The sequence below is a fragment of the Roseovarius bejariae genome, from assembly GCF_009669325.1.
Classification (GTDB): domain Bacteria; phylum Pseudomonadota; class Alphaproteobacteria; order Rhodobacterales; family Rhodobacteraceae; genus Roseovarius; species Roseovarius bejariae.
The window spans coordinates 550,624-573,119 of sequence record NZ_SZWE01000002.1 but is presented as its reverse complement, the minus strand read 5'-3'; the positions used below and the strand labels follow the sequence as shown (position 1 = coordinate 573,119).

The 22,496-nt window shown below is 58.4% G+C and carries 19 protein-coding genes, 2 tRNA genes and 1 pseudogene; 10 read left to right on the top strand and 12 right to left on the bottom strand.

From position 1 onward, the window contains the following. The 9 genes and pseudogenes from FDP25_RS17120 to FDP25_RS16755 form a co-directional block, all read left to right on the top strand. Positions 1–683: pseudogene (locus tag FDP25_RS17120) on the top strand (hypothetical protein); the annotation flags it as partial. Positions 684–834: 151 nt separating this feature from the next. Continuing rightward, positions 835–2,865 carry an AAA family ATPase gene (locus tag FDP25_RS16790; RefSeq protein WP_154155003.1) on the top strand — a complete coding sequence of 677 codons (2,031 nt, stop codon included), beginning with the start codon at positions 835–837 and terminating at the stop codon, positions 2,863–2,865. Between the two features lie 85 nt (positions 2,866–2,950). Then, positions 2,951–3,328, top strand: a complete 378-nt coding sequence (locus FDP25_RS16785) for a type II toxin-antitoxin system RelE/ParE family toxin (RefSeq protein WP_154155001.1) — start codon at positions 2,951–2,953, stop codon at positions 3,326–3,328. Then, on the top strand, positions 3,325–3,684 hold the full coding sequence (locus tag FDP25_RS16780; RefSeq protein ID WP_154155000.1) for a helix-turn-helix domain-containing protein: 360 nt from the start codon (positions 3,325–3,327) through the stop codon (positions 3,682–3,684). The genes FDP25_RS16785 and FDP25_RS16780 overlap by 4 nt, the downstream gene beginning before the upstream one ends. 464 nt (positions 3,685–4,148) lie before the next feature. Next, positions 4,149–4,373 (top strand): hypothetical protein, encoded by a 225-nt coding sequence (locus FDP25_RS16775; protein ID WP_172982835.1) that lies wholly within the window; start codon positions 4,149–4,151, stop codon positions 4,371–4,373. A gap of 55 nt (positions 4,374–4,428) precedes the next feature. Continuing rightward, the gene (locus FDP25_RS16770; protein WP_172982834.1) at positions 4,429–6,111 is read left to right on the top strand and encodes a restriction endonuclease subunit S; all 1,683 of its coding nucleotides are present in this window, start codon (positions 4,429–4,431) and stop codon (positions 6,109–6,111) included. Between the two features lie 79 nt (positions 6,112–6,190). After that, positions 6,191–8,212: a type I restriction-modification system subunit M gene (locus tag FDP25_RS16765; protein WP_154154997.1), complete on the top strand. Its 2,022-nt coding sequence runs from the start codon at positions 6,191–6,193 to the stop codon at positions 8,210–8,212. Then, a complete protein-coding gene (locus FDP25_RS16760) occupies positions 8,209–9,399 on the top strand; it encodes a restriction endonuclease subunit S (protein WP_154154996.1) in 1,191 nt (396 codons plus the stop codon). Before FDP25_RS16765 ends, FDP25_RS16760 begins: the two co-directional genes overlap by 4 nt. Further along, positions 9,396–12,629 carry a type I restriction endonuclease subunit R gene (locus FDP25_RS16755; protein ID WP_154154995.1) on the top strand — a complete coding sequence of 1,078 codons (3,234 nt, stop codon included), beginning with the start codon at positions 9,396–9,398 and terminating at the stop codon, positions 12,627–12,629. The genes FDP25_RS16760 and FDP25_RS16755 overlap by 4 nt, the downstream gene beginning before the upstream one ends. A 123-nt stretch (positions 12,630–12,752) precedes the next feature. Here FDP25_RS16755 and FDP25_RS16750 read toward each other — a convergent pair whose 3' ends face one another. The 12 genes from FDP25_RS16750 to iscR form a co-directional block, all read right to left on the bottom strand. Beyond that, a complete protein-coding gene (locus tag FDP25_RS16750; protein WP_154154993.1) occupies positions 12,753–13,163 on the bottom strand; it encodes a hypothetical protein in 411 nt (136 codons plus the stop codon). Positions 13,164–13,458: 295 nt separating this feature from the next. Continuing rightward, positions 13,459–13,524, bottom strand: a tRNA-OTHER gene (locus FDP25_RS16745). Between the two features lie 70 nt (positions 13,525–13,594). Then, positions 13,595–13,671 (bottom strand) — tRNA-Arg (locus tag FDP25_RS16740). A 60-nt stretch (positions 13,672–13,731) separates the two neighbouring features. Further along, positions 13,732–14,952 (bottom strand): cysteine desulfurase, encoded by a 1,221-nt coding sequence (locus tag FDP25_RS16735; protein WP_154154990.1) that lies wholly within the window; start codon positions 14,950–14,952, stop codon positions 13,732–13,734. A gap of 1 nt (position 14,953) precedes the next feature. Then, the gene (locus FDP25_RS16730; protein WP_154154987.1) at positions 14,954–15,556 is read right to left on the bottom strand and encodes a Yip1 family protein; all 603 of its coding nucleotides are present in this window, start codon (positions 15,554–15,556) and stop codon (positions 14,954–14,956) included. Positions 15,557–15,558: 2 nt separating this feature from the next. Further along, positions 15,559–16,038, bottom strand: a complete 480-nt coding sequence (locus FDP25_RS16725; RefSeq protein ID WP_154154983.1) for a YIP1 family protein — start codon at positions 16,036–16,038, stop codon at positions 15,559–15,561. Further along, complete coding sequence (gene sufD / locus FDP25_RS16720; RefSeq protein WP_154154980.1) at positions 16,038–17,324, bottom strand: Fe-S cluster assembly protein SufD; 1,287 nt, start codon at positions 17,322–17,324, stop codon at positions 16,038–16,040. The genes FDP25_RS16725 and sufD overlap by 1 nt, the downstream gene beginning before the upstream one ends. Continuing rightward, complete coding sequence (gene sufC, locus FDP25_RS16715; protein ID WP_154154977.1) at positions 17,324–18,079, bottom strand: Fe-S cluster assembly ATPase SufC; 756 nt, start codon at positions 18,077–18,079, stop codon at positions 17,324–17,326. Before sufC ends, sufD begins: the two co-directional genes overlap by 1 nt. A gap of 64 nt (positions 18,080–18,143) precedes the next feature. Next, positions 18,144–18,458, bottom strand: a complete 315-nt coding sequence (locus FDP25_RS16710; protein WP_154154974.1) for a heavy metal-binding domain-containing protein — start codon at positions 18,456–18,458, stop codon at positions 18,144–18,146. 32 nt (positions 18,459–18,490) lie between these two features. Next, entirely contained in the window at positions 18,491–20,014 is a 1,524-nt protein-coding gene (gene sufB, locus FDP25_RS16705) for a Fe-S cluster assembly protein SufB (RefSeq protein WP_154154970.1), read from the bottom strand. A gap of 24 nt (positions 20,015–20,038) precedes the next feature. Continuing rightward, positions 20,039–21,082, bottom strand: coding sequence for a cysteine desulfurase family protein (locus FDP25_RS16700; RefSeq protein ID WP_343032101.1), 1,044 nt, complete (start codon positions 21,080–21,082; stop codon positions 20,039–20,041). A gap of 133 nt (positions 21,083–21,215) precedes the next feature. Beyond that, entirely contained in the window at positions 21,216–21,677 is a 462-nt protein-coding gene (iscR, locus tag FDP25_RS16695; RefSeq protein WP_154154967.1) for a Fe-S cluster assembly transcriptional regulator IscR, read from the bottom strand. Between the two features lie 159 nt (positions 21,678–21,836). Between iscR and FDP25_RS16690 the strand changes: the two genes are divergently transcribed. After that, positions 21,837–22,490: an alpha/beta hydrolase gene (locus tag FDP25_RS16690; RefSeq protein WP_154154964.1), complete on the top strand. Its 654-nt coding sequence runs from the start codon at positions 21,837–21,839 to the stop codon at positions 22,488–22,490. Positions 22,491–22,496: the final 6 nt, after the last annotated feature.

Below are 22,496 nucleotides of genomic sequence, written 5' to 3'. Positions count from 1 at the left end.
AGGAAGGCGTTGGGTGCTGGTTCGAAGAAGAACGCGACCTGAGCCTTCACCTATCCCGCCATGTCGGACAACCTGTTGAGACCATCATCGAGCGCAAGTTGAAAGATGACCCAGTCGCGCGTCTCAAAGCCGGCATTTCGCAGCTTGTGGATGATCAGTGCCTCGCGTCCACCTACCGGATACCCGACAGTGCGGCCGACATTGATGTCATAGCCGACCTGACGCGCAAGACCGTGTCCGCGGGTATGAAGATCAAGGCACCTCTTGACCGCAAATCCACGAAAGCGCGTGTCAATTGGCTCCTGAGGATGCTCAAGGAGGAGGATGACCGGATCATTATTCGGGCTCATTGGCCGGGGCGGGCTCCAGCGACGCAGGAGTCCCTGTCCGTGTTGCGTGAGAACCCGGACTCACTTCAGACAGAGAACAAAGATGCTGCGCCGCACGCATTCGAGGTGCTCCTGGTCGAGAGCCTCGGAAAGCGCTTTGCCGGCCGCCGCACATTCATCGAGGATATCGAGCGCATCGTGCCCGACTTCTATGATCTCGTCGGACAGCACCTGCGGGCCTGGCAGGCGCCACCGCCGCGGCCCGTGAAGTCCCGCCCCGCGAGCATCGAGGAAGATGTTCTGCAAGAAGATGAAGACGACTACCAGGTGCCTTCTGGGACAGCAGAAGCCTGATCCCTCAATAATCAGAATCGAAATCCGTCAATAGACCTTTCGGTTTCGATTGGGAACGCAGTGCGAGGCACACCCTATGCCACTGTTTTCATGTTTTTGTTTGGCGCCAATATCTTTTAAAGAACTCTCATAATTATCCGAGGTTTATGACATGCAGCTTTCCACATTCCGGATCACGAACTACCGCTCCATCCAGGACAGCGGAGAAATTTCAGCTTCCCGGATAACGGCTCTGCTGGGGCGGAACGAAAGCGGTAAGTCGAACCTCCTGCGGGCCCTCGCACATGTGAATCCCGTCGGCGGCCTACAGCCGCTGAACGACGTGAAGGACTTCCCTCGCAACCGCCGACTGGAGGAATGCTGCGAGCACACCCCTGTGGCCATCACGACTTGGGCGCTGGACGAACAGGAGCGGGCCCAGGTATCCAAGCTCTGGCCTCGGTCGCGACCAGATGAACCCATTAAGATCACACGCGTCTATGGCGCGAATCGCACCATGTTCATTCCACACGACGACCTCCCCTTCGACACGGACGCCATCGAGAAAGCCGTGGAGAAGATCGGCGCCAGCGTCAAAGCGACCGCATCCAAGGTCGAAGACGCCGCAGCAAAATCGGTCCTCGAGGCGGCCGCTGACACATTCAAGACTGCGGCCGCGCCCCAGGAGGACGCTCAGAACTGGGCAACCGCCACGATTGCGGCGATCGAGACGCTCCGAACCGAACTGGCCAAGGCCGACGAGGAGCTCACCGACAAGCAAGAAGAGGTTTTGACGGGCCTGCAGAAGGACGCCAAAGCGATCGCCGGCGACGAAGAGGCTCATGCCGCAGCCAGGGCCTGGCTAATGAAGCAGCTGCCCTTGTTCGTCTATTTCGACGACTATCCGGAAATTCCCGGTCACCAGAACATCCCCGCGTATCTCAAGCGCAAGGCCGAGGGCACTACGAAAACCTCTGACGAGAATTTCGAGAAGCTCTGCAAGGTGGCCGGCCTTGATCCGGCCCGGCTTCAGGAGATTCAGATAGACGACACAGAGCAACGGAACCAGCTCGCGAACCGCGCCAGCTCTGTCATGTCAGCGGAACTGCAGAAGCGCTGGACCGATCGCAAGGTGAAGGTTCGATTCAATCTCGACGGCAACGATCTGCACACCTTCGTCTCGGACACTGCAAAGAGCTTCGACGTGGATGTGAACCTGAACGAACGCAGTCGCGGGTTCCAGTGGTTCTTCAGCTTCTACACCGCCTTCGCGGCCGACACAGACAATGGCGACAAAGACACCGCGATACTGCTTCTCGACGAGCCGGGGCTCTACCTGCACGCCAAGTCTCAGGGCGACCTGCTTACCCACCTTGAAGACGATTTCGAGAACCAGATCCTCTACACCACGCACTCACCCTTCATGGTCCCGACCAGGCACCTCGACTGGGTCCGGACGGTGAGTATCGCCGAGGCCGACGGGACCACCGTCACGAACAATCCGTCCGGCGACCGGAAAACCCTGTTTCCCCTGCAGGCGGCCCTCGGCTACGACCTGGCGCAGAGCCTGTTCCTCGGCGGGAGCAACCTGATCGTCGAGGGCGTGACTGATTTCTGGATCCTGTCGGCGGTGTCGGAATATCTGGCCTCCCAAGGCCGACAGAGCCTCAACGAGGCACTGACGATCACGCCGGCCGGCGGCGCTCAGAAGATCCCTTACATGGCGGCTCTGCTGGCTTCGGAGAACCTGAACGTGTTAGTCCTGCTCGATCACGAGAAGGACGCACTGTCGACCCGGGAAGATCTCCTGAAAACGAAGGTCCTCCGGGAGAATAACATCCTGTCGATCGGCGATGCCTTCGAGACAGATGCGCGCCCCAAGGATGCCGACATCGAGGATCTGCTCGACGCCGATGTCTACGAGAATCTCGTTCGCGACAGCCATGCTTCCGAGATCGGAAAGAAGAAGCTCACCGTGAACGATCGCATTCCGCGCCTTGCCAAGCGCATGGAGCAGGCTCTCAAGGAAGCCGACTTGGAATTCAGCAAGACCCGCCCTGCCCGCCTGTTTCTTGAAAAGATGGGCCAGTCCCCCAAGGAGGTCCTGACTTCTGCGTCCCTGGATCGATTTGAGCGCCTCATCTGCGCAATCAACGCGAAGCTGGCACAGCACATCGCCCGTGATGCTGAGGCGTTTCGATGACCAAATCCTGCAGGGCGTACCAGGCAATCACACTTTTGTAAGAAAAGCAAAATATCACTTGAAACCTATATAGGGTGTAAGCTATTTGTCTCTTGAGAAGAAATGGATTGTAGATTTTGATGAGGACTTCAAGAAGAAGGAGTTCGACAACTTCCCCAAGGAGGTACGCCTGAAAATCTTGGAGATGGCGCTCGTACTTCAGGGTGTGGGACCCGAGTTGGGTCGGCCACTCGTGGATACTCTATATGACTCCAAGCATGCCAACATGAAGGAGTTAAGGTTTAATTTAGGTGACGAAACATGGCGCGTTGCCTTCGCCTTCGATACGGAACGCAAGGCCCTGCTTTTGACGGCCGGCGATAAGTCAGGGGTGAACCAGAAACGCTTCTACAAGAAGTTGATCAAGACCGCAGATGCGCGCTTCGATGCGCACCTGGAAAAACTGAAGGGAAAAGACAGATGACCATTTCGCTGGATGATGTCCTTGCCGAGCTGTCCGATGAGAACCGCGCGAAGGTCGAGGACGGCGCGGAGCGCATATATGCTGAATACCTGTCGCTTCAGGAGCTTCGCAAAGCGAAGAAAGTGACCCAAGTGGAGTTGTCGCGCATCCTTAATAAACGGCAGTCCTCCATCGCCCAGCTGGAGCAGCGCAGCGACCTTATGATCTCCACCCTTCGCGCTTACATAGAAGGCCTCGGGGGAAAGCTTACCCTGCAGGTTGAGATGCCGGGGCACACCCCCATTACGCTCAATGGACTCGGAGACACTGAGGCCCCCAGCGAGGCAGTCGAAGAGAAGCAGCAGGCAACACCTTGATAGCGGCATATGCTTGTCAAAATTGAACTCTTTACCTTCTATCACCCTCTTCACGCATGGCACTTTTCTCGTAGTGGTCATTGCGCGTGTCAGATAACTGTTTAGCTCGTTCGATGAATCGCCTTAAAGCCTCCGGATCGTGCGGACGGTCTCGGCCACCGATTCGGACCAGATGCCGAACATACAGTGATACGGCGATCGCAATTACCACAGATCCGACGGATAGATATACTTCGAATGTTGTCATTGGCGTCTCCCGCCATGGAAAGTTAGCACGAATTTGACCGTAGATCCAAAGCACGGACGGGCAAACCCGGCCGCGCAGAAATTTTTTGCATTTTCTAAAATCAGGAGTTGCTTTTAGATTTACAGGTGCTATTTATATTTTCAGCAGAAAGGAGAATGCGATGCAGAGGACTGCACACAGCGACATCCGGATGAACCAACGAGGCATTACCGGAGAAATGATCGAACTCGTCATGGAGTATGGCGAGTCTGATGGAGACAAGACAGTGCTGACCGCGAAGGACTGCCGTCTGACGATTGCCGCGCTCAAGCAGCTTCAGAAAAAGCTTGAGCACGCGAGTAAGAAAGGTGGCTTGACTGTGGTGAGCTGCGGCGACACCGTGATTACAACTTACCGCGCTGACAGTTTTTCTTCGACCGCGGCCAAAAAAAGCAGGGGTTGATTATACAATGAAAGAAGTTTGGGAAATTATCGCCGGCCTCCGAGGTACAATGAGCATGGATGAACTGCCCGCGCTCCTTCTCGTGGAAGTTGCTCACAAGATCGGCAATGTGCCTGAGACCCATGGCGGGGCTCTGCAAAAGTGGAAGAACTTCTCCGCGGACAAAGCCTACCCGCAACTGCAGGCGGCAGCCCAAACCTTCCTCGGGCTTCCTCCACGCGATCGCCTTGCTGCATTGGATGTTGTCCTGGAAAACAGCCATCGAGGTAAACTGGTAGATCATCTCTGGATTGCCTCGCCCGCCGCACAGCAGATCGCCCAGATCATGGAAGGTGTCAGCTCGGTGCGATGCGCATTCGGGTGGTCACTGCATCCTGCTCTGCAGATCGGAGTCGCCGCCGCAGAGGCTGGCGATGAGGTTGATCTTTGCTTTGTCGATCAAAACCCAGAGGTTTGCGACATGGCCGCTCTTGCTGCGGTTTCCCTTGAGGTGACCATGTCTGTCTTTCTCGGGCAGCCCTTCGAACGCCTTGATGGGGTGAAGGCAGAGGCCGAGATTTCCCTTCCTCCGTTCGGGTGGAAGATGGACAAGGCTGCCGCCCTCCCCCGGGAAACCCTTGAATGGCTGGGAGCCATGCAATCCGGACGCCTTACATCAGAACCGGTTGCGATTGCCGATATCCTCGCTCATGCGCCTCAAGCTCAAGCGATCATCGGCGTCTCCGCCGGCCCCCTCTTCCGCATGGTTGGGGTCGAAGTCGCTGCACGTGACGAATTGATCAACGCAGGGAGGCTCCAAGCCGTCTTCGATGTTCCTTCTGGCATGATCTATCACGAGACCGGCATCGCAACCGCTCTTCTGGTCATGTCGCCAGTCGGCGAAAAGCGCGATATCGTGCGGTTTACTGATCTTTCTGACCCGCATTTCGCTTCCCGCAGCAGCCGTGGCCGCTACGAGGCCAGACTCGATGTGACGTGGGCGGAAATGCTGTCGAATTCAGCTTTGGAAGTCGATTATGCCAGAGATGTGCCTGTTCCCGAAATCGAAGAGCAGGACCGCATCCTGACACCCTCACGCTACCTGAGCCGTACGGCCGCGAAGCTCTCCGCTTTCAATGACCGATACGAGGTTAAAGAGCTCTCCGAGATTGTCGAATTGATCCGCCCGGTCGCACTGCCGAAAGATGAAGACGGCGAATACCTGGTTCACGAAACGGCGCCCAGTGATGTCGGCGAGGATGGCTTCCTTACCGAACCGCCGAAGATCATCAAGGTGGGCCGCGGCGGCCTTCGCAAGGCTCGAAATCAGCAACTGGAACCTGGCGATGTCGTCATTTCCGTAAAAGGAACGATTGGCCGGGTGGGACTTGTGCCCGATGATGTACCAGATCGCAACGCCGACACATTCTGGACGGTGGGACAATCCATGATGATCCTTCGCCCAAGGCGCGGAGGGATGCTTCCAGAGGCGCTTTACGAATACCTTTCGAGCGAGCTGATGCACGAGCATCTCAACACGCTCGCAGGTGGTGCCGTCATTCAGGCGTTCAACATGAAGGATCTCAAGTCTCTGCCGATCCCGGTCCCCACGATGGAGGAACAGGCGAAGATTCGTGAAGAATTTGCGAAAAGACAAGACGCCTTCCGAGAGCTTGAACGACTTCGCCAGGAGATCGGAGCCATGAAGGCGAAGAGTTGGCCTCACCGCGATCTTCCGCCCCTGAACAGCGCAGACTGAAAGAGCCTTCGGTCCGTCCTGTTCGGACCAATATCCCGATTGAGCCAAAGCGTAACACACGAACACCCCCAAGGATCCCATGACCAAAACCAACGGTAACAACACAACCCTGGCCGATTTCATCTGGAAAAACGCCGACGCCCTGTGGGGCAATTTCAAACATGTCGATTTTGGTAAGATCATCCTGCCTTTCACCCTGCTCCGCCGCCTTGAATGCGTATTGGAGCCGACCCGGGAACAGGTTGTCTCGACGCACCAGTCGATGGCCAATCAGGGGATCGATATGGATCTCATCCTGCGTCCGATCTCGGGATATCCGTTCTACAACACCTCGAACTACGACCTGAAGAGCCTCGGCGCGACCCGCACTCGACAGAACCTTGAGGACTATATCTCGAGCTTTTCTGCCAACGCCCGGGTGATCTTCGAGCAGTTCGACTTCGCCAACACGATCGCCCGCATGGATCGCGCCGGCGTGCTCTACAAGATCTGCCTGAACTTCGCTGCAATCGACCTCCACCCCGACAAGGTCCCCGAACGGACCATGTCCAATGTCTACGAGCATCTGATCCGCAAGTTCGGCGCCGAGGTGAACGAGGCCGCAGAAGACTTCATGACGCCGCGGGATGTCGTGCACCTGGCGATCGAGCTTCTTCTTGACCCTGATGAGCAGATCTTCGTCGACAATCCTGGTCTCATCACCACCCTCTACGACCCGACTTGCGGCACCAGTGGTTTCCTGTCGGATGGGATGGAACATGTGGACACCCTGCGGGACCGTTACGGCCAGGCCCCGACGATCGTTCCCTACGGCCAGGAACTTGAGCCCGAAACGCACGCCGTCGCGCTCGCATCCATGCTTCTGAAGACAATCCCGACCGATCCGGGCCGCGACCTGTCACAAAACATCAAGCTTGGCAGCACCCTGTCGAACGACCAGCTGTCGAACGAAAAGTTCAACTATTGCGTCTCCAATCCACCCTTCGGCAAAAAATGGGAGATGGACCAAGCTGCGGTGGTCAGGGAACACAACGACCAAAAGTTCGAAGGCCGGTTCGGACCGAAGCTTCCGGGCGTCGGCGACGGCTCCATGCTGTTCCTGCTCCACCTTTTGAGCAAGCTGGAGGATCCGGAGAAAGGTGGCGGCCGGGCTGCCATCGTGCTTTCCGGCTCACCCCTCTTCAACGGGCGTGCAGGCCAGGGCGAATCCGAGATTCGCCGCTACCTGCTGGAACAGGATGTGGTCGAAGCCATCATCGCGCTGCCTCAGGAGATATTCTTCCGCACGGGCATCGGCACCTACATCTGGATCCTGTCCAACAAGAAACCGGCGCATCGGCAAGGCAAGGTGCAACTGATCAACGCGACGGAGATGTACGAGTCCATGCGCAAGAGCGAGGGCAACAAGCGCCGCCGCGTGGGCGAAGCGCAGACGCGCGATATCGTCAGCATGTATTCCGCCTTCGAAGAGACCGGCGAAAGCAAGATCTTCGACAGCACGGAATTCGGCTACCGCCGCATCCGTGTCCTGCGCCCCCTGCGCAAGAAGATCGTGATCTCCAAGGACGGGCTGGCCAAGCTGGAAGAAGAAAAGCCCTGGACCAAGCTGACCGAGGACCAGCGCGAAAGCTGGCGCGCCCTGTTGGAAGAACAGATGGGGACGGAACATGACTGGCACTGGGTCGATGGCTGGATGAAGGCCGCGGCCAAGGCCGATTCCGGGCTGGGCAAACTCACCGCGACGCATGTGAAGATGCTCCAGCGCGCCTTCGGCGTGCACGACCAAGAGCTTGAGCCTGTCACCGACAAGAAGGGCAATGTCCTGCCCGATGACGACCTGACGGATTACGAGAACGTGCCGATGGACACGGATATCCAGGACTATCTGGCGACCGAGGTCCTGCCCCATGCCGCGGACGCCTATATCGACGACACCTACCGGGACGAGACCGATGGCGAGGTCGGCATCGTTGGCTACGAGATCAATTTCAACCGGTATTTTTATGAGTATCAGCCGCCGCGCGACCTGGACGAGATCGACGCCGACCTGAACGCCGTGGAGGCCGAAATCGCAGCGATCCTGGCAGAGGTGACGGAATGAATAACGCGCGTCTTCGTTGGCTTACTGAGAACCTTGATTACCTCAGGATTCCTCTAAATGCTGTCGAACGAGAGCACGTTTCGGGCTCCGTCCCCTATTGGGGAGCCAATAAAATCGTGGACTATGTAGACACCGCCCTATTGGACGAAAAAGTTGTTCTTATTGGAGAAGATGGCGCACCTTTTTATGACCCCTTCAAGGACGTCGCATTTGTTTCAGAAGGACCCATTTGGCCCAACAATCATATACATGTGTTGCGCCCTGACACATCCAAGATAAGTCATGAATTCTTAGCGTACTACTTAAACCAAGTAGACTACTCTCTGTATACGAACGGCTCGACCCGGGACAAACTCACGCAGTTTCAGCTTGGCTCGATCGTCGTCCGATTTCCTGATGTGGCACATCAGGCCCAAATAACTCGTTTCCTTGACCGCGAAACCGCGCGGATTGACGGGTTGATCGAGAAGAAGGCCCGCTTCATCGCACTGCTGAATGAGAAGGAAAAGGCCAAGATTTCACATCTCGTCCGCGTGGGTGTCGACCCAGACGCCAAGATGATTGATGCCGGTGTTGAATGGCGCGGCAAGGTTCCAACTCACTGGACGCGAGGACGAATGAAAAACCATTTCCGCCCCCAGAAACGGTTGGGATACGAAACCCTTACGGTTCTATCCGTCTACCGTGAATACGGCGTTATCGAAAAAGCCTCGCGTGACGACAACATCAACAAGACCCCCGAGGACTTGTCGAAGTATCAAATGGTCAACCCGAATGATCTGGTGATCAATAAGATGAAAGCGTGGCAAGGCTCTATGGGAATCGCTGGCATGCAAGGCATCACCAGCCCGGACTATGTGGTCATGGAACCGGTGGGTGAGCATGATCCCCGCTATATGCACCACTATCTGCGCGCGCGCCCAATGCCTTGGTTATACAGGCTCATTTCGAATGGCATTCGGACCGATCAATGGCGCCTCGAACCAGAGAAATTCCTGATCCTGCCGATATTCTTGCCGCCCTTGGAGGAACAGCGCGCCATCGCGGATGAAATCGACCGTGAGCTGGATCGCATTCGGAACCTCATCGCCAAGACCGAGCAAAGCATCGCCCTCCTCAAGGAAAAGCGTGCGGCATTGATCACAGCCGCCGTCACGGGCAAGATTGACGCGAGGAGCGCAGCATGAAGGACGATAAACACCACGAAAAGCATCTCGAGGCGTACATCGTCCAGAAGCTGACCGAACAAGGCTGGCTGCTGGGCTCCTCGGAGCACTACGACCAGGATCACGCCCTCTACCCCGAGGATATCGAGGAGTGGCTGAAAGCAACTCAGCCCGCCAAGTGGGAAAAACTGGTTGCCATGAATGGCGCCAATGCCCGCAAGGTCCTCATGGACAAGCTCGAGGCCGCGCTCGAAAAGAACGGCCCTATCCATGTCCTGCGCCGCGGCTTCGCCATCGCCGGCTGCGGACAGATCGACATGTCCGAGGCCGCGCCAGAGGATCAGCGAAACCAGAAGATCATCGACCGCTACGCCGCCAACCGCCTGCGCGTCGTTCCGCAGCTGAAATACAAGCACGGCCACCAGGATGCGATCGACCTCGGATTCTTCCTGAACGGCCTGCCCGTCGCCACGGTCGAGCTCAAGACCGACTTCACCCAGTCGGCCGAAGCCGCAAAGCTGCAATACATCGAAGACAGGCTCCCGATGGAGCCCAAGACGAAGCGTAAGCACCCTCTTCTGACATTCAAGCGCGGCGCCATCGTGCATTTCGCCATGTCTGACAGCGAAATCTGGATGACGACGAAGCTGGCCGGAGAGAACACCTTCTTCCTCCCCTTCAACCAGGGGCATGACGGACGCGGCGGGAATCCTCCGCGCGACGACCGGGAATATCCCGTCGCCTACTTCTGGGAAAAAATCTGCCAGCCCGACGCATGGCTGCGGATTTTCCACAGCTTCGTCTATGTCGAGAAAAAGGACGTCGTGGACTTGAAGGGGAAATGGACCGTCAAGGAAACCCAGATTTTCCCGCGCTACCACCAGCTCGATGCCGTCAACAAAATGACCGAGGACGCCAAGGCGAACGGTCCCGGTCATGCCTACCTGTGCGAGCACAGTGCCGGCTCGGGAAAAACATCGACCATCGCTTGGACGGCCCATGACTTGGTCAAGATGCGTTCTAATGAGGGAAAGGCGATTTTCGATACGGTGATCATCGTCACCGACCGCAATGTCCTCGACGGCCAGCTTCAGGATGCCGTCCAGCAGATTGACCACCAGGAAGGCCTGATCGCTGCCATTGATCGCGACAAGAGCTCCAAGAGCAAGAGCCAGCAGCTCACAGAAGCGATCCTGAAGGGCACGCCGATCATCGTGGTGACAATCCAGACCTTCCCCTACGCCATGGAGGCGATCCTCACCGAGACCTCGCTGAAGGATCGTGGCTTCGCGGTCATCATCGACGAGGCGCACACCTCGCAGACCGGCAGCACGGCCTCGAAGCTCCAGGCGACCCTCGCCATGTCGTCCAACAAGGACACGGCCGGGATGACGGTAGAGGAGCTTCTTGAGGAGATTCAGAAGAGCCGCGTGCGGCCGAGCAACATCTCCCACTTCGCGTTCACGGCAACGCCGAAACATTCAACCATGATGCTCTTTGGACGGCGTCCGGATCCGTCGCGGCCCGCCGACAAAGACAACCTGCCGGAATCCTTCCATAAATACGAGATGCGCCAGGCAATCGATGAAGGCTTCATCCTCGATGTTCTGAAGGGGTATCTTCCCTACAAGACGGCCTTCAACCTCGGAAAGCAGATCGCGGACGACAAGCGTGTTGATGGCAAGGCCGCAAAGCGCGCTCTCGCCAGGTGGATGAGTCTCCACCCAACAAACGTGACCCAGAAAGTGCAGTTCATCGTGGAACACTTCTCCAAGAACGTGGCGCACCTGCTGGATGGCCAGGCGAAGGCTATGGTTGTCACAAGCTCTCGTCCCGCAGCTGTCAGGTACAAGAAGGCCTTCGACGCCTTTATCGAAGCGAACCCGCAATACAAGGAAATTCGCGCCTTGGTGGCCTTCTCCGGCAAGCTGTCGGGCAAGGACGTCATGCACTCCGACGATGATCGGATTTCCGGGGAAACCTTCGTCTGCGAAGAGGATGCCGAGTTCACTGAAAGCAACATGAACCCCGCCGCGAAAAACCAGGATCTTCGGATCGTCTTCGACCGACCCGAGTACCGCGTCATGCTCGTCGCGAACAAGTTCCAGACGGGCTTCGATCAGCCGAAGCTCGTGGCAATGTATATCGACAAGAAGATCGCGAACGAGGTCGATATCGTTCAGACCCTGTCCCGATTGAACCGAACTGCCCCAGGGAAGGATCAAACCTTCGTCGTCGACTTCGTGAATGATCCGGAGGTCGTCCTCGACGCGTTCGCGAAGTATGACTCCGGAGCAAAGGTAGAGGAGGCGCAAACCCTCGAGGTCATCTACGAGCTCAAAGAGCAACTTGAAGAACAAGCGATCTTCATGCCCTCTCACGTCAAAGCATTCCGCGAGGCCAGATACGAGCACGGTTCTTCAGAAGACGCGCAACACAAGGCGATGTATGCGGCCACCCAAGAGCCCACCGACCTCTACAACACGCGCCTGAAGGAATTGCGAACGCGAAGCCAGCAGGCCGAAGCAGATTACCAAGCTGCGAAGGCAGCTGGCAACGAGGCCGGCATGGAACAGGCGGATTATGAGCGCCGCCAGATTGATGAGGCTATCGGTCAAATGGCAGACTTCAAGGCTGGGCTGGCGCGGTTCTCTCGAACCTATGCCTACATCGCTCAGCTGATCGATCTCGGGGATCCGGAGCTCGAGAATCTTGCCAGCTTTACAAAGCTACTGTCGAAGCGCCTTGACGGTATTCCACCCGATCAAATCGATCTGTCAGGTATCCGCCTCACAGGCTACGACATCCAGACCGTAGATGTTCCCGGCCAACCTGATCCCGAGGACGAGGAAACGGATTTGACGCTCAAGCCAATCGGACCAGGAGGCTCGCCTGCTCCTGGAAGTTTACCTGTCTACCTCCAGGAACTAATCGAAAGACTAAACGGGATTTTCGGTGAAGCGGCGCCCCTGAAGGATCAAGCTAACTTCGTGAACCACATCGCAGCCATTACCCGCGAGAATGAGATCGTCATGGCACAGGTGGAGAAAAACCCCAAGGAACAGGCTCTAAAAGGCAATCTGCCTGGCGCGATCCAGGCCGCGATCGTTCGGGCCATGGGCTCCAACAGTACCTTAGCTGCCACCCTACTGAAGGAAGACCGCCAGAGCCTCGGGATCATGACGAATCTGATCTACGATATGTTGAAGAACGGATCGGAAATCGATCTGCACGACCTGGATGGAAGATGATGGATAGGGTCTGGGAGTCTTGCGGTTTTATGCGCAAGATCCTCACAGAGGTCGATACGCCGTGTGCTTCCCAGAAAATGGCTTGCGGACCACGTCGGAGACGCGGTCACAAAAAGCGATAGATTACGAACCACGGACCCACGCAGATGGATCATCAATACTTGGAACAAAACCACACTTGGAAGCTACGGCTTTGCCGCCTTTCGTCACAGGACGAACTCTCACGGAAGGGTATCTCTCCGCCAAAAATCTGAGCATTGCAGTGGCTTCTCCGTTGCCCTCGATGTCGTCACGAGTGACAACCGTAATCACTTCATTCTTAGACTCGTCGAAGTGACCCAAAGCCGTAGGTCCGTGTTCATCAGTTCTCACCCAGATTTCCTTTTCAGAACACCGTTGCTCTAACCACTGAACCAGTTCATCGCGCCCCTCTTCCGAGGCTTGTCGCGCAAATCCTGTAGCTCGCAGCGCCTTGGCGTACAGTTGAGCCAGATGTGCAGCATCTTTGGTTTTGGCCTTCATGATCTTCTGCATCGGTTGGTTTCCATGAATTTCTGAAACAGTCGTCAAGCTAACGTGTAGGCGACACTGGCTCTACCGAGCAGTAGACGGCTTTTTGGAGAGACCCGCACTTGTCTTGCCATCTGGTACACGCGCCAGGCGACCACTTGATTCGACGTGTGTATATATGATGCAGTCGCAGGCGCGATGAAGCACCTTCGACATCACCGAAAAAGACGCTCACGAGTATTTCTTCAAAAAAAAATTCACCACTACATCTTGTAGTAATCTCTGGTTGGACCTTGGATGTGGATACAATGGAGGAAATTGGCGCACCCGACAGGATTCGAACCTGTGAACTTGGGCCTGGGAAGCCAACCCTCTATCCAGGTGCATTTCATTGCGGATTTCATTGCAGATCAGAATCGCCGACACAACAAAGTGAGTAAAAACTCAAGAAAATATGGCGCACCTGATAGGATTCGAACCTATGGCCTCTGCCTTCGGAGGGCAGCGCTCTATCCAGCTGAGCTACAGGTGCATACCGTAGGCGCGGTATAGCCGCGCGCCCGGCACGGTGCAATCGCGAATTTGCCCTACCTTAGCCAAACAACTCATGCGCCAGTTCCAACGCATCAACCAAGGCGTCCACCTCCTCGGTGGTGTTGTACATCGCAAAGGACGCGCGGCAGGTGGCCGTCACCCCAAGATGATCCATCAAGGGCCCGGCGCAATGATGGCCCGCGCGCACGGCCACGCCCTTCTTGTCAAGAATGGTGCTGATGTCATGGGCATGGGCCGCGCCTTCCATGGTGAACGAGAAGATCGCCGCCTTGTCGGGGCGTGTCCCTTGCTGGTGCAGCCAATTGAGGCCGGTCAGGCGCTCCTGCGCATAGCGGCTTAACGTGTCTTCATGGGCGGCAATCGCTTCCATGCCCACGTCCATCATGTATTCCAACGCCACGCCAAGCCCGATGGTCTGCACGATCCCCGGCGTGCCCGCCTCGAACTTCATCGGCGGGTCGTTATAGATCACCTCGTCCTTGCTGACCTCGCGGATCATGTCCCCGCCGCCCATGAAGGGGCGCATCTCGGCCAGCCTGTCCTTGTGCACGAAGATCGCGCCCGACCCCGAAGGCCCATAAAGCTTGTGACCCGTGATCGCATAGAAATCACAACCCAGTTCATCGACATTCACTGGCATATGCACCGCCGCCTGACTACCATCCACCAGAACCGGCACGCCCTTTTCGCGCGCCGCATCGCAAATGGTCTGCACATCCACTTTGGTGCCCAGCACATTGGAAAGCTGCGTGATCGCCACCAGCTTGGTCTTGGGGCCGATGGCATCGATCACCTTCTGCGGGTCCAGATAGCCGGTGGCATCCACATCCACCCACTTGAGGTTAACGCCCTGCCGCTCCCGCAGGAAATGCCACGGCACGATATTGGCATGGTGCTCCATCACCGACAGGACAATCTCGTCACCGGCTTCCATGCGCGGCATGGCCCAGCCATAGGCGACCATGTTGATGCCCTCGGTGGTGCCGGAATTCAGGATGATCTGATCCTCGTCCGCCACGCCGAGGAACCGCGCGATGATCCCGCGTACGCCCTCGTATTTCTCGGTCGCCAGATTGCTCAGGTAATGCAGGCCCCGATGCACATTGGCATATTCCTCGGCATAGGCGCGGGTGATGGCGTCAATCACCACCTGCGGCTTCTGTGCACTGGCCCCGTTGTCGAGATAGACAAGCGGCTTGCCGTTCACCTCGCGCCTGAGAATCGGGAAATCCGCGCGTATTGTGTTCACATCCAGCATTTCAAACCGTTCCCACGAAAACCGAGGCCACCACCCCGACGAAAATTGACAAACCGATCGTCGCGCCGATGACCGAGACAATCAAGACAGCGGCGGATTTCACCATGCTGTCGAACCCATGCGCCACGTCCAGCGCCGAGATCACGGCCCAAATCCACCAGACCGCCATGGCAAGGATCAAAAGGGAGCTCACGAAAGGCACAGCGACACCTAGCACCACGATGCCCAGCATCAAGACAAAGGTCACCGCCTGAAGCCATGCCATGACCGCCAGAACATCCACCAATCGGCCTTGGCCGCCGAATGCGGTGCCGACCCAATACAGCACGAAAACCGAAACCACCGCCCGCGCCCATTGCAACAGCGCGAAAATCAGCGGAGCATCATAGGCAGGTGTCCCCCGGATCAGCGCGCCCATCTCGTCGGCGGGCATCGGGGCCATTTGCAATAGCCCCGCGAATATCATCGAGGTCACCACCGACACCAATGAAAGCGCCATCCAAAGCGCCTGTGTCGGCAGGTCCAGCGCCATCAGGTGCCGTGCGGCCTCTTTCGGGGCCTTCAGCGTCAGAAAAAACAAGGCTTTCCAATCCGCGAAACCCATTGTCACCCCCACCCCGCTTCCCGCAGGTTGGCCAACCAGAACCACAAGAAAACGACGCACCACAGCGCACCCACCAGCATGAGGGCGCCACCCGGCCCGATGAACCCCGCAACGAGGCCATTCAACAACATCAGCGGACTGGCCGCCAGAAAGGCCCAGAACAGGGCAAGGCGTGTTTCGAACCCGCTGGCCTTGCCGCCAAATACCCGCAGGATCAGCCCGCTTAGAAAAGCCAGCACATAGAAAATCAGCGGTGCGATGAACATCCACGCCAAAAGCGAGCCGCCCATCATCGGATAGACATCCTGCTCAGCCAGATGCGCCTCGCGCGACAGGCGCGGCCATTGCGCGACGAAAGTCACCGCGCAGCCCGCCATCAGGATGGCAAGTGCGCGGCCCTCGTTGTCGCCCATGGCCAGAAGCCGCCGAAAGACGGCCCGCGGCCCCCGGTAGGAGGCCGCGATATCACGCGTCACAGGCATCAGCCGCGCCGCCGCTCCAACCAGCCCTCAAGGCGTGTGTTGATCTCGTCGCGCAAGGCTTCGTCCTCGATCTCCTCGACCGCTTCGGCAAGGAACGACAGCGTCAGCATATCGGTGGCAATCGCCTTGGGCACGCCCCGCGCCCGCAAGTAATACAGCGCGTCCTCGTCAATCGCCCCCGAGGTCGACCCATGCGAACAGGCCACGTCATCGGCGTAAATCTCAAGCTCGGGCTTGGCGTCGAATTCGCTGTCGCCATCCAGAAGCAACGATTGGCTGATTTGGTAGCCATCGGTTTTCTGCGCGTCCGGTTTCACAAGGATCTTGCCCTGGAACACGCCCCGCGCCCCGTTGCGCAGCACCTTCTTGAACACCTGGCGGCTTTCGCAGTTCACCGCGTCATGGGTGACGAACACCGTGTCGTCGTGATGGAAATCGCCATCGCCCACACAGGCCCCGGCGATATGCGCAACGCCATTGTCGCCCACCATCTCGACCACGCATTCGTTGCGCGTGAGCACGCCATTGGCGGTCAGGGTGAAGGTCTTGAAGGCGCTCTCCTCGCCCACCCGGGCGAAAACATGCGTCACAGCGCGGCGCTCATGATCCCGCCCCTGGGCGCGAACATGATGGAAGGCCGCGCCATCGGCCACGTCCACTTCCATGACCTTGTTGAACCGCGCCGCCGCCGGACCATTCTCAAGAATGGTCAGGTCCGCGCCCGGGTCCAGTTTGATAACATTATGCAAGATCGCGTCGGAAGTTGTTGATTTATGGTTATAAATCAGGTTCACGGGCTTGCTCACCTTGCCGGTGGCATGGATCACCACACCATCCTGCGCCAGCGCCGTGTTCAGCGCCGCCAAGGGCCGCTGCACCGGATCCTGCCCGCGTTCTTCCAAAGCGCCGTACAGATCCTTGGCCCAGTGAATGTCGGCCTGCGCCACGTCCGAAAGCCGCTCGATCGTCAGGCCCTCTTGCGACAGGTCATCGCTCGCCTCGGCATCGAAAACCCCATCGACGAAAACCACCTTCAGGCGGTCGACCCCGTCGAAAATCGGCGCTTCATCCTCTACGAACAGCGCCGCCTCGGGCGCCTCGGCCTGAACCAGCGTGTCGGGCCGGGTGAATTTCCAATACTCGTCGCGCGCCGTGGGCAGGCCCATCGCGCGCACCCGCGCCAAAGCCGCCTCGCGTGCCTGACCGATCCACACCGCCCCCTCGGGCAGGTCAACCGAACTCAGCCGCGCCTCGGTCGCGTCCTGTTTTGCCTGCGGCAACGCCATTACGCCACCTCCTCAAGCAGATCGGCATAGCCGTTCTTCTCGACTTCAAGCGCCAGTTCCGGGCCACCCGTCTTGATGATCCGGCCATCGGCCATGATGTGCACCACGTCGGGTTTGATGTGGTCCAAAAGACGCTGATAGTGGGTGATCACAAGAAAGCCCCGGCCCTCGTCACGCAGGGCATTCACCCCTTCCGAGACCAGTTTCATCGCGTCCACGTCCAACCCCGAGTCGGTCTCGTCCAGGATACACATCTTGGGCTCCAGAACGGCCATTTGCAGGATCTCGTTACGCTTCTTCTCGCCGCCCGAGAACCCGACGTTCACAGGCCGCTTGAGCATGTCGTTGCTCATTTTCAGGGTCGCGGCTTTCTCGCGCACCAGCTTGAGGAAATCCGCCGCGCTGATCTCGTCCTCGCCCCGCGCCTTGCGCTGCGAATTCAGGGCCGTGCGCATGAAGGTCATGTTGCCCACACCGGGAATCTCTACCGGGTACTGGAACGCAAGGAACAGGCCCGCCGCGGCGCGCTCTTCCGGTTCCATCTCAAGAATATCCTCGCCTTCCATGGTCGCCGAGCCTTCGGTCACCTCGTAGCCATCACGTCCCGACAGGACATAGGACAAGGTGGATTTGCCCGAGCCATTCGGCCCCATGATCGCATGCACCTTGCCCGCTTCCACGGTCAGGTCCACACCCTTGAGGATGGTCTTGTCCTCTTCTTCAAGATCAACGTGCAGGTTCTTGATTTCCAACATGTTTTCGCTCCTAACTCGCGTTCCTCGCGGCACCGCCCCGGGCGCCCGCATATATTCCATTCATTCAGTCCAGCACGACCGCCGTGCCACTGGCCGAGACCATCAACATCGACTCGCCCACAACTTCGTAATCCAGATCGACACCGACAACGGCATTGGCCCCAAGCGCCGCCGCGCGTTGCTCCAATTCGTTCAGTGCCGTGTCGCGCGCATCCTGCAACTTGCTTTCATAAGCGCCCGACCGGCCACCGACGACATCGGTGATCTGGGCAAAGAAATCCCGAAAGATATTCGCCCCCATGATCGCCTCACCCACCACGATCCCGCGGTAATCGGTGATCTTACGGCCTTCGACGCTGTTGGTTGTGGTCACGATCATCGCGCGCTCCTCGTCATGCCGGGTGGTGGGCCTTAGCCCACCGACCCTTCAAGGCTGATTGCCACAAGCTGCTGCGCCTCCATGGCAAATTCCATCGGCAGCGCCTGCAACACGTCCTTGCAGAACCCGTTGACGACAAGGGCCACGGCCTCTTCCTCGTCCATGCCGCGCTGACGGCAATAGAACATCTGGTCGTCATCCACCTTGCTGGTGGTCGCCTCATGCTCAACGCGGGAGGAGTTATTCTTGACCTCGATGTAAGGCACCGTATGCGCCCCGCATTTATCGCCGATCAGCAGGCTGTCACATTGCGTGTAGTTCCGGCTGTTCTTGGCCTTGGGGTGCATCGAAACCAACCCGCGATAGGTGTTCTGCGCCACCCCCGCGCTGATCCCCTTCGAGACGATCCGCGAGCGGGTGTTCTTGCCCAGATGCACCATCTTGGTGCCGGTATCGGCCTGCTGGTGGTTGTTGGTGATGGCGATCGAGTAAAACTCGCCCTGGCTGTCGTCCCCGCGCAGGATGCACGACGGATACTTCCAAGTGACGGCACTGCCGGTTTCCACCTGCGTCCACATCACCTTGGCCCGGTCGCCCCGGCAATCGGCCCGCTTGGTGACGAAGTTGTAAATCCCGCCGGTGCCATCCTCGTTCCCGGGGAACCAGTTTTGCACGGTGGAATATTTCACCTCGGCGTCTTCCTCGACGACAATCTCGACCACCGCCGCGTGAAGCTGGCTTTCGTCGCGCTGCGGCGCGGTGCAGCCTTCGAGGTAAGACACATAGGCCCCCTTGTCGGCAATGATCAGCGTCCGCTCGAACTGCCCGGTATTCTCGGCATTGATCCGGAAATAGGTGCTGAGCTCCATCGGGCAACGCACACCGGGCGGCACGTAAACGAAGGATCCATCCGAGAAGACCGCCGAGTTCAGCGTCGCATAGAAATTGTCACTCACGGGCACGACCGACCCAAGGTATTTCTTGACCAACTCGGGGTGTTTCTCGATCGCTTCCGAGATCGAACAGAAAATCACCCCGGCCTTCTCAAGCTCTTTCTGGAAGGTCGTGCCAACCGACACCGAGTCAAACACCGCGTCCACGGCCACCTTGCGGCCCTCGGCGGGCGCCTCTTCGGCCCCCTCTACCCCGGCCAGAATCATCTGCTCCTTCAGCGGAATACCCAGCTTCTCATAGGTCTCCAAAAGCTTGGGGTCGACATCGTCCAGCGACTTGGGCTTTTCGGTCATGCTCTTGGGGCGGGCGTAATAATACTGCTCCTGGAAATCCACCTCCGGATAATCCAGCATCGCCCACTCCGGCTCTTTCATCTGTTGCCAGCGCTGATAGGCCTGTAGACGCCAGTCGGTCATCCACTCGGGCTCGTTGTTCTTCTCGCTGATCAGGCGCACGATATCTTCGGTCAGGCCCTTGGGCGCATATTCCATCTCGATATCGGTTTCCCAACCGTATTTGTAAGCGCCGCCAACCTCGCGCACCGCATCGACCGTCTCCTGATCGACGCCTTCCTTGACTTGTGTGTCATCCAGTGCCGCCATAAGGCCACCTCCTTGGTTGTCTCGTCACGCCGCCCGGGCGCGGTGCTTTTTCCATTGCTTCAGCCATGCTTCGCCAAAGCGCATGACATCCTCTTCCGTCGTCTCGGGCCCCATCGAGACCCGCAAGGCACAGGCCGCGTCTTCGGGGTCGATCCCCATGGCCTCCAAGGTGCCGCTTGCCCTGACCTTGCCACTCGAACAGGCCGACCCACTGGATACCGCGAACCCCGCAAGGTCCATGGCCATCACCTGGGTCTCACCTTTCCAACCGGGTGTGAGCATGCATAGGGTATTGGGCAGTCGCGCACCACCTTTCCCGACAAAAATAGTCTCTTTTGCCTCGGCTGCAATCACTTTTTCTAGAATCTTTCTAAATTCCGCAACCCGATCCCAGACACCCTCGGCCAAATCCCGCGCCGCCGCCTCCGCCGCCGCGCCGAACCCGGCAATCCCGATCAGGTTCTCTGTGCCCGACCGACGGCCCATCTCCTGCCCGCCGCCCCTGATCTGCGCGGCCACTTCGGTGCCGCGCCTGACCACCAAGGCGCCGACCCCCTTGGGCCCGCCCAGCTTATGGGCCGAAATGACCGCCATCTCGCAGCCGGACCAGTTGAACGCCAATGGCAGTTTGCCAAACCCCTGCGTCATATCCGACATCGCCAGTCCCTGGGGCAGGTCCTGCACCACCCCGGTCTCGGAATTCGCCAGTTGCAACACCGATTGCGCCGGATCACTCACCGCCACATGGCCTGCCGGATCCACCGGCAAATCCGGCGTGATCCAGGCCCTGACGGCATCATGTTCCACCGCCGCGCCATGCAGGTCCCGCCCGGCACAGGCCAAACCCGCTGCTTCCGTGGCGCCCGAGGTAAAGATCACATCCGCCCCATCGGCGCCAAGCGCATGGGCCACCTGCCCCCGCGCCCGCTCGATTAGCCCCTTGGCCGCGCGCCCCTCGGCATGCACCGACGACGGATTGCCCACCAGGTCCATCGCCCGGATCATCGCCGCGCGCGCCTCGGCCCGCAAAGGGGCCGTCGCATTGTAATCCAGATAAACCCGGCTCACGCGTGCCCCACCTTCTTCTTTTCAAAAATATCCTGGGGGGAGCGTTGAAAATCCCCGATTTTCAACGCGGGGGGCAAAGCCCCCCACCCACGGCGACGCCAAAGGCGGCGCAATCGCCCTGTGCAGACCGGCATCACTCCTCGTCCACGACCGTGAAGAAGGTCGGCACCGCCGGGCACGGGGCCAATCCATTGCCCACCACGTCGCTCAACCGCGTCTGGTGCAGGAAGACATAAACATGCGCACTCAACCCCTCCCACAAACGGTTGGTCATCGATTGCGCCTTCGATCCCGAGGCCGCCCCCGAGGCCCCGGCCCCCTTGTGCAGGGCGTCCACCGTTTCATCCACGGCCGCCAGAACCTCGAACACCCGGATTTCCGCCGCCGGACGTGACAGGCGATAGCCGCCACCCGGCCCCCTGACCGAGGTCACCAGGTCCGCGCGCCGCAACTTGACGAACAACTGCTCCAGATACGGCAGCGAGATGTCCTGTCGCTTGGCGATATCGCTCAGCGTGACCAGTGTCTCGGCATCCTGCAAGGCGATATCGACCAGCGCCACCATGGCATATCGGCCTTTTGTGCTCAGTTTCATGGCCCTTCCCCCGCGAATAGATTGACCTGACCCCGCGCAATGCTTATCTCGGCGGGGGTCGGGCGTGCCGCACCGATCAAATTTAGAACATTTCTAAGGTGCTTGAGCAATTCCGTCAAGAATATTGCCAGCACCTTGGCAAGAAGGACAAGGGAATCCATGCCCGAGGTAATTTTTCCCGGCCCCGAGGGTCGGCTCGAAGGCCGCTACCACCCGCAAAGAGAAAAAGACGCCCCCATCGCCATCGTGCTGCACCCGCATCCGCAGTTCGGCGGCACGATGAATAACAAGGTCGTCTATAACCTGCACTATGCCTTTTACAACATGGGCTTCACCGTGCTGCGTTTCAATTTCCGCGGTGTCGGCCGAAGTCAGGGTGAATACGATCAAGGCGTGGGTGAGCTGTCGGATGCCGCCTCGGCGCTCGACTACCTTCAGTCGATGAACAACAACTCCAAGCATTGCTGGGTCGCGGGGTTCTCTTTCGGGGCCTGGATCGGCATGCAGCTTCTCATGCGCCGCCCCGAGATCACCGGCTTCATCTCGGTCTCGCCGCCCGCCAACATGTATGACTTCTCCTTCCTCGCGCCCTGCCCTTCCTCGGGGCTGATCATCAACGGCGCGGCGGATCGCGTGGCGCCTCCCGCCGACACCACGGCGCTGGTCTCCAAGTTGCAGGAACAGCAGGGCATCACCATCAGCCACGAGGAAGTCGAAGGCGCCGGTCACTTCTTCGAAGAGCCGCATATGGACACGATGATCGACAGCGTCACCGGCTACGTCAAACGCCGCCTGACCGAAACCACGAGGTAACCACCC

Bases quoted from the DNA above. Each gene is read 5' to 3' on its own strand.
- FDP25_RS16790 (WP_154155003.1), top strand. From the start codon at position 835: ATGCAGCTTTCCACATTCCGGATCACGAACTACCGCTCCATCCAGGAC.
- FDP25_RS16780 (WP_154155000.1), top strand. From the start codon at position 3,325: ATGACCATTTCGCTGGATGATGTCCTTGCCGAGCTGTCCGATGAGAAC.
- FDP25_RS16775 (WP_172982835.1), top strand. From the start codon at position 4,149: ATGATCGAACTCGTCATGGAGTATGGCGAGTCTGATGGAGACAAGACA.
- FDP25_RS16770 (WP_172982834.1), top strand. From the start codon at position 4,429: ATGGATGAACTGCCCGCGCTCCTTCTCGTGGAAGTTGCTCACAAGATC.
- FDP25_RS16765 (WP_154154997.1), top strand. From the start codon at position 6,191: ATGACCAAAACCAACGGTAACAACACAACCCTGGCCGATTTCATCTGG.
- FDP25_RS16760 (WP_154154996.1), top strand. From the start codon at position 8,209: ATGAATAACGCGCGTCTTCGTTGGCTTACTGAGAACCTTGATTACCTC.
- FDP25_RS16755 (WP_154154995.1), top strand. From the start codon at position 9,396: ATGAAGGACGATAAACACCACGAAAAGCATCTCGAGGCGTACATCGTC.
- FDP25_RS16750 (WP_154154993.1), bottom strand. From the start codon at position 13,163: ATGCAGAAGATCATGAAGGCCAAAACCAAAGATGCTGCACATCTGGCT.
- FDP25_RS16735 (WP_154154990.1), bottom strand. From the start codon at position 14,952: ATGCTGGATGTGAACACAATACGCGCGGATTTCCCGATTCTCAGGCGC.
- FDP25_RS16730 (WP_154154987.1), bottom strand. From the start codon at position 15,556: ATGGGTTTCGCGGATTGGAAAGCCTTGTTTTTTCTGACGCTGAAGGCC.
- FDP25_RS16725 (WP_154154983.1), bottom strand. From the start codon at position 16,038: ATGCCTGTGACGCGTGATATCGCGGCCTCCTACCGGGGGCCGCGGGCC.
- sufD (WP_154154980.1), bottom strand. From the start codon at position 17,324: ATGGCGTTGCCGCAGGCAAAACAGGACGCGACCGAGGCGCGGCTGAGT.
- sufC (WP_154154977.1), bottom strand. From the start codon at position 18,079: ATGTTGGAAATCAAGAACCTGCACGTTGATCTTGAAGAAGAGGACAAG.
- FDP25_RS16710 (WP_154154974.1), bottom strand. From the start codon at position 18,458: ATGATCGTGACCACAACCAACAGCGTCGAAGGCCGTAAGATCACCGAT.
- sufB (WP_154154970.1), bottom strand. From the start codon at position 20,014: ATGGCGGCACTGGATGACACACAAGTCAAGGAAGGCGTCGATCAGGAG.
- iscR (WP_154154967.1), bottom strand. From the start codon at position 21,677: ATGAAACTGAGCACAAAAGGCCGATATGCCATGGTGGCGCTGGTCGAT.
- FDP25_RS16690 (WP_154154964.1), top strand. From the start codon at position 21,837: ATGCCCGAGGTAATTTTTCCCGGCCCCGAGGGTCGGCTCGAAGGCCGC.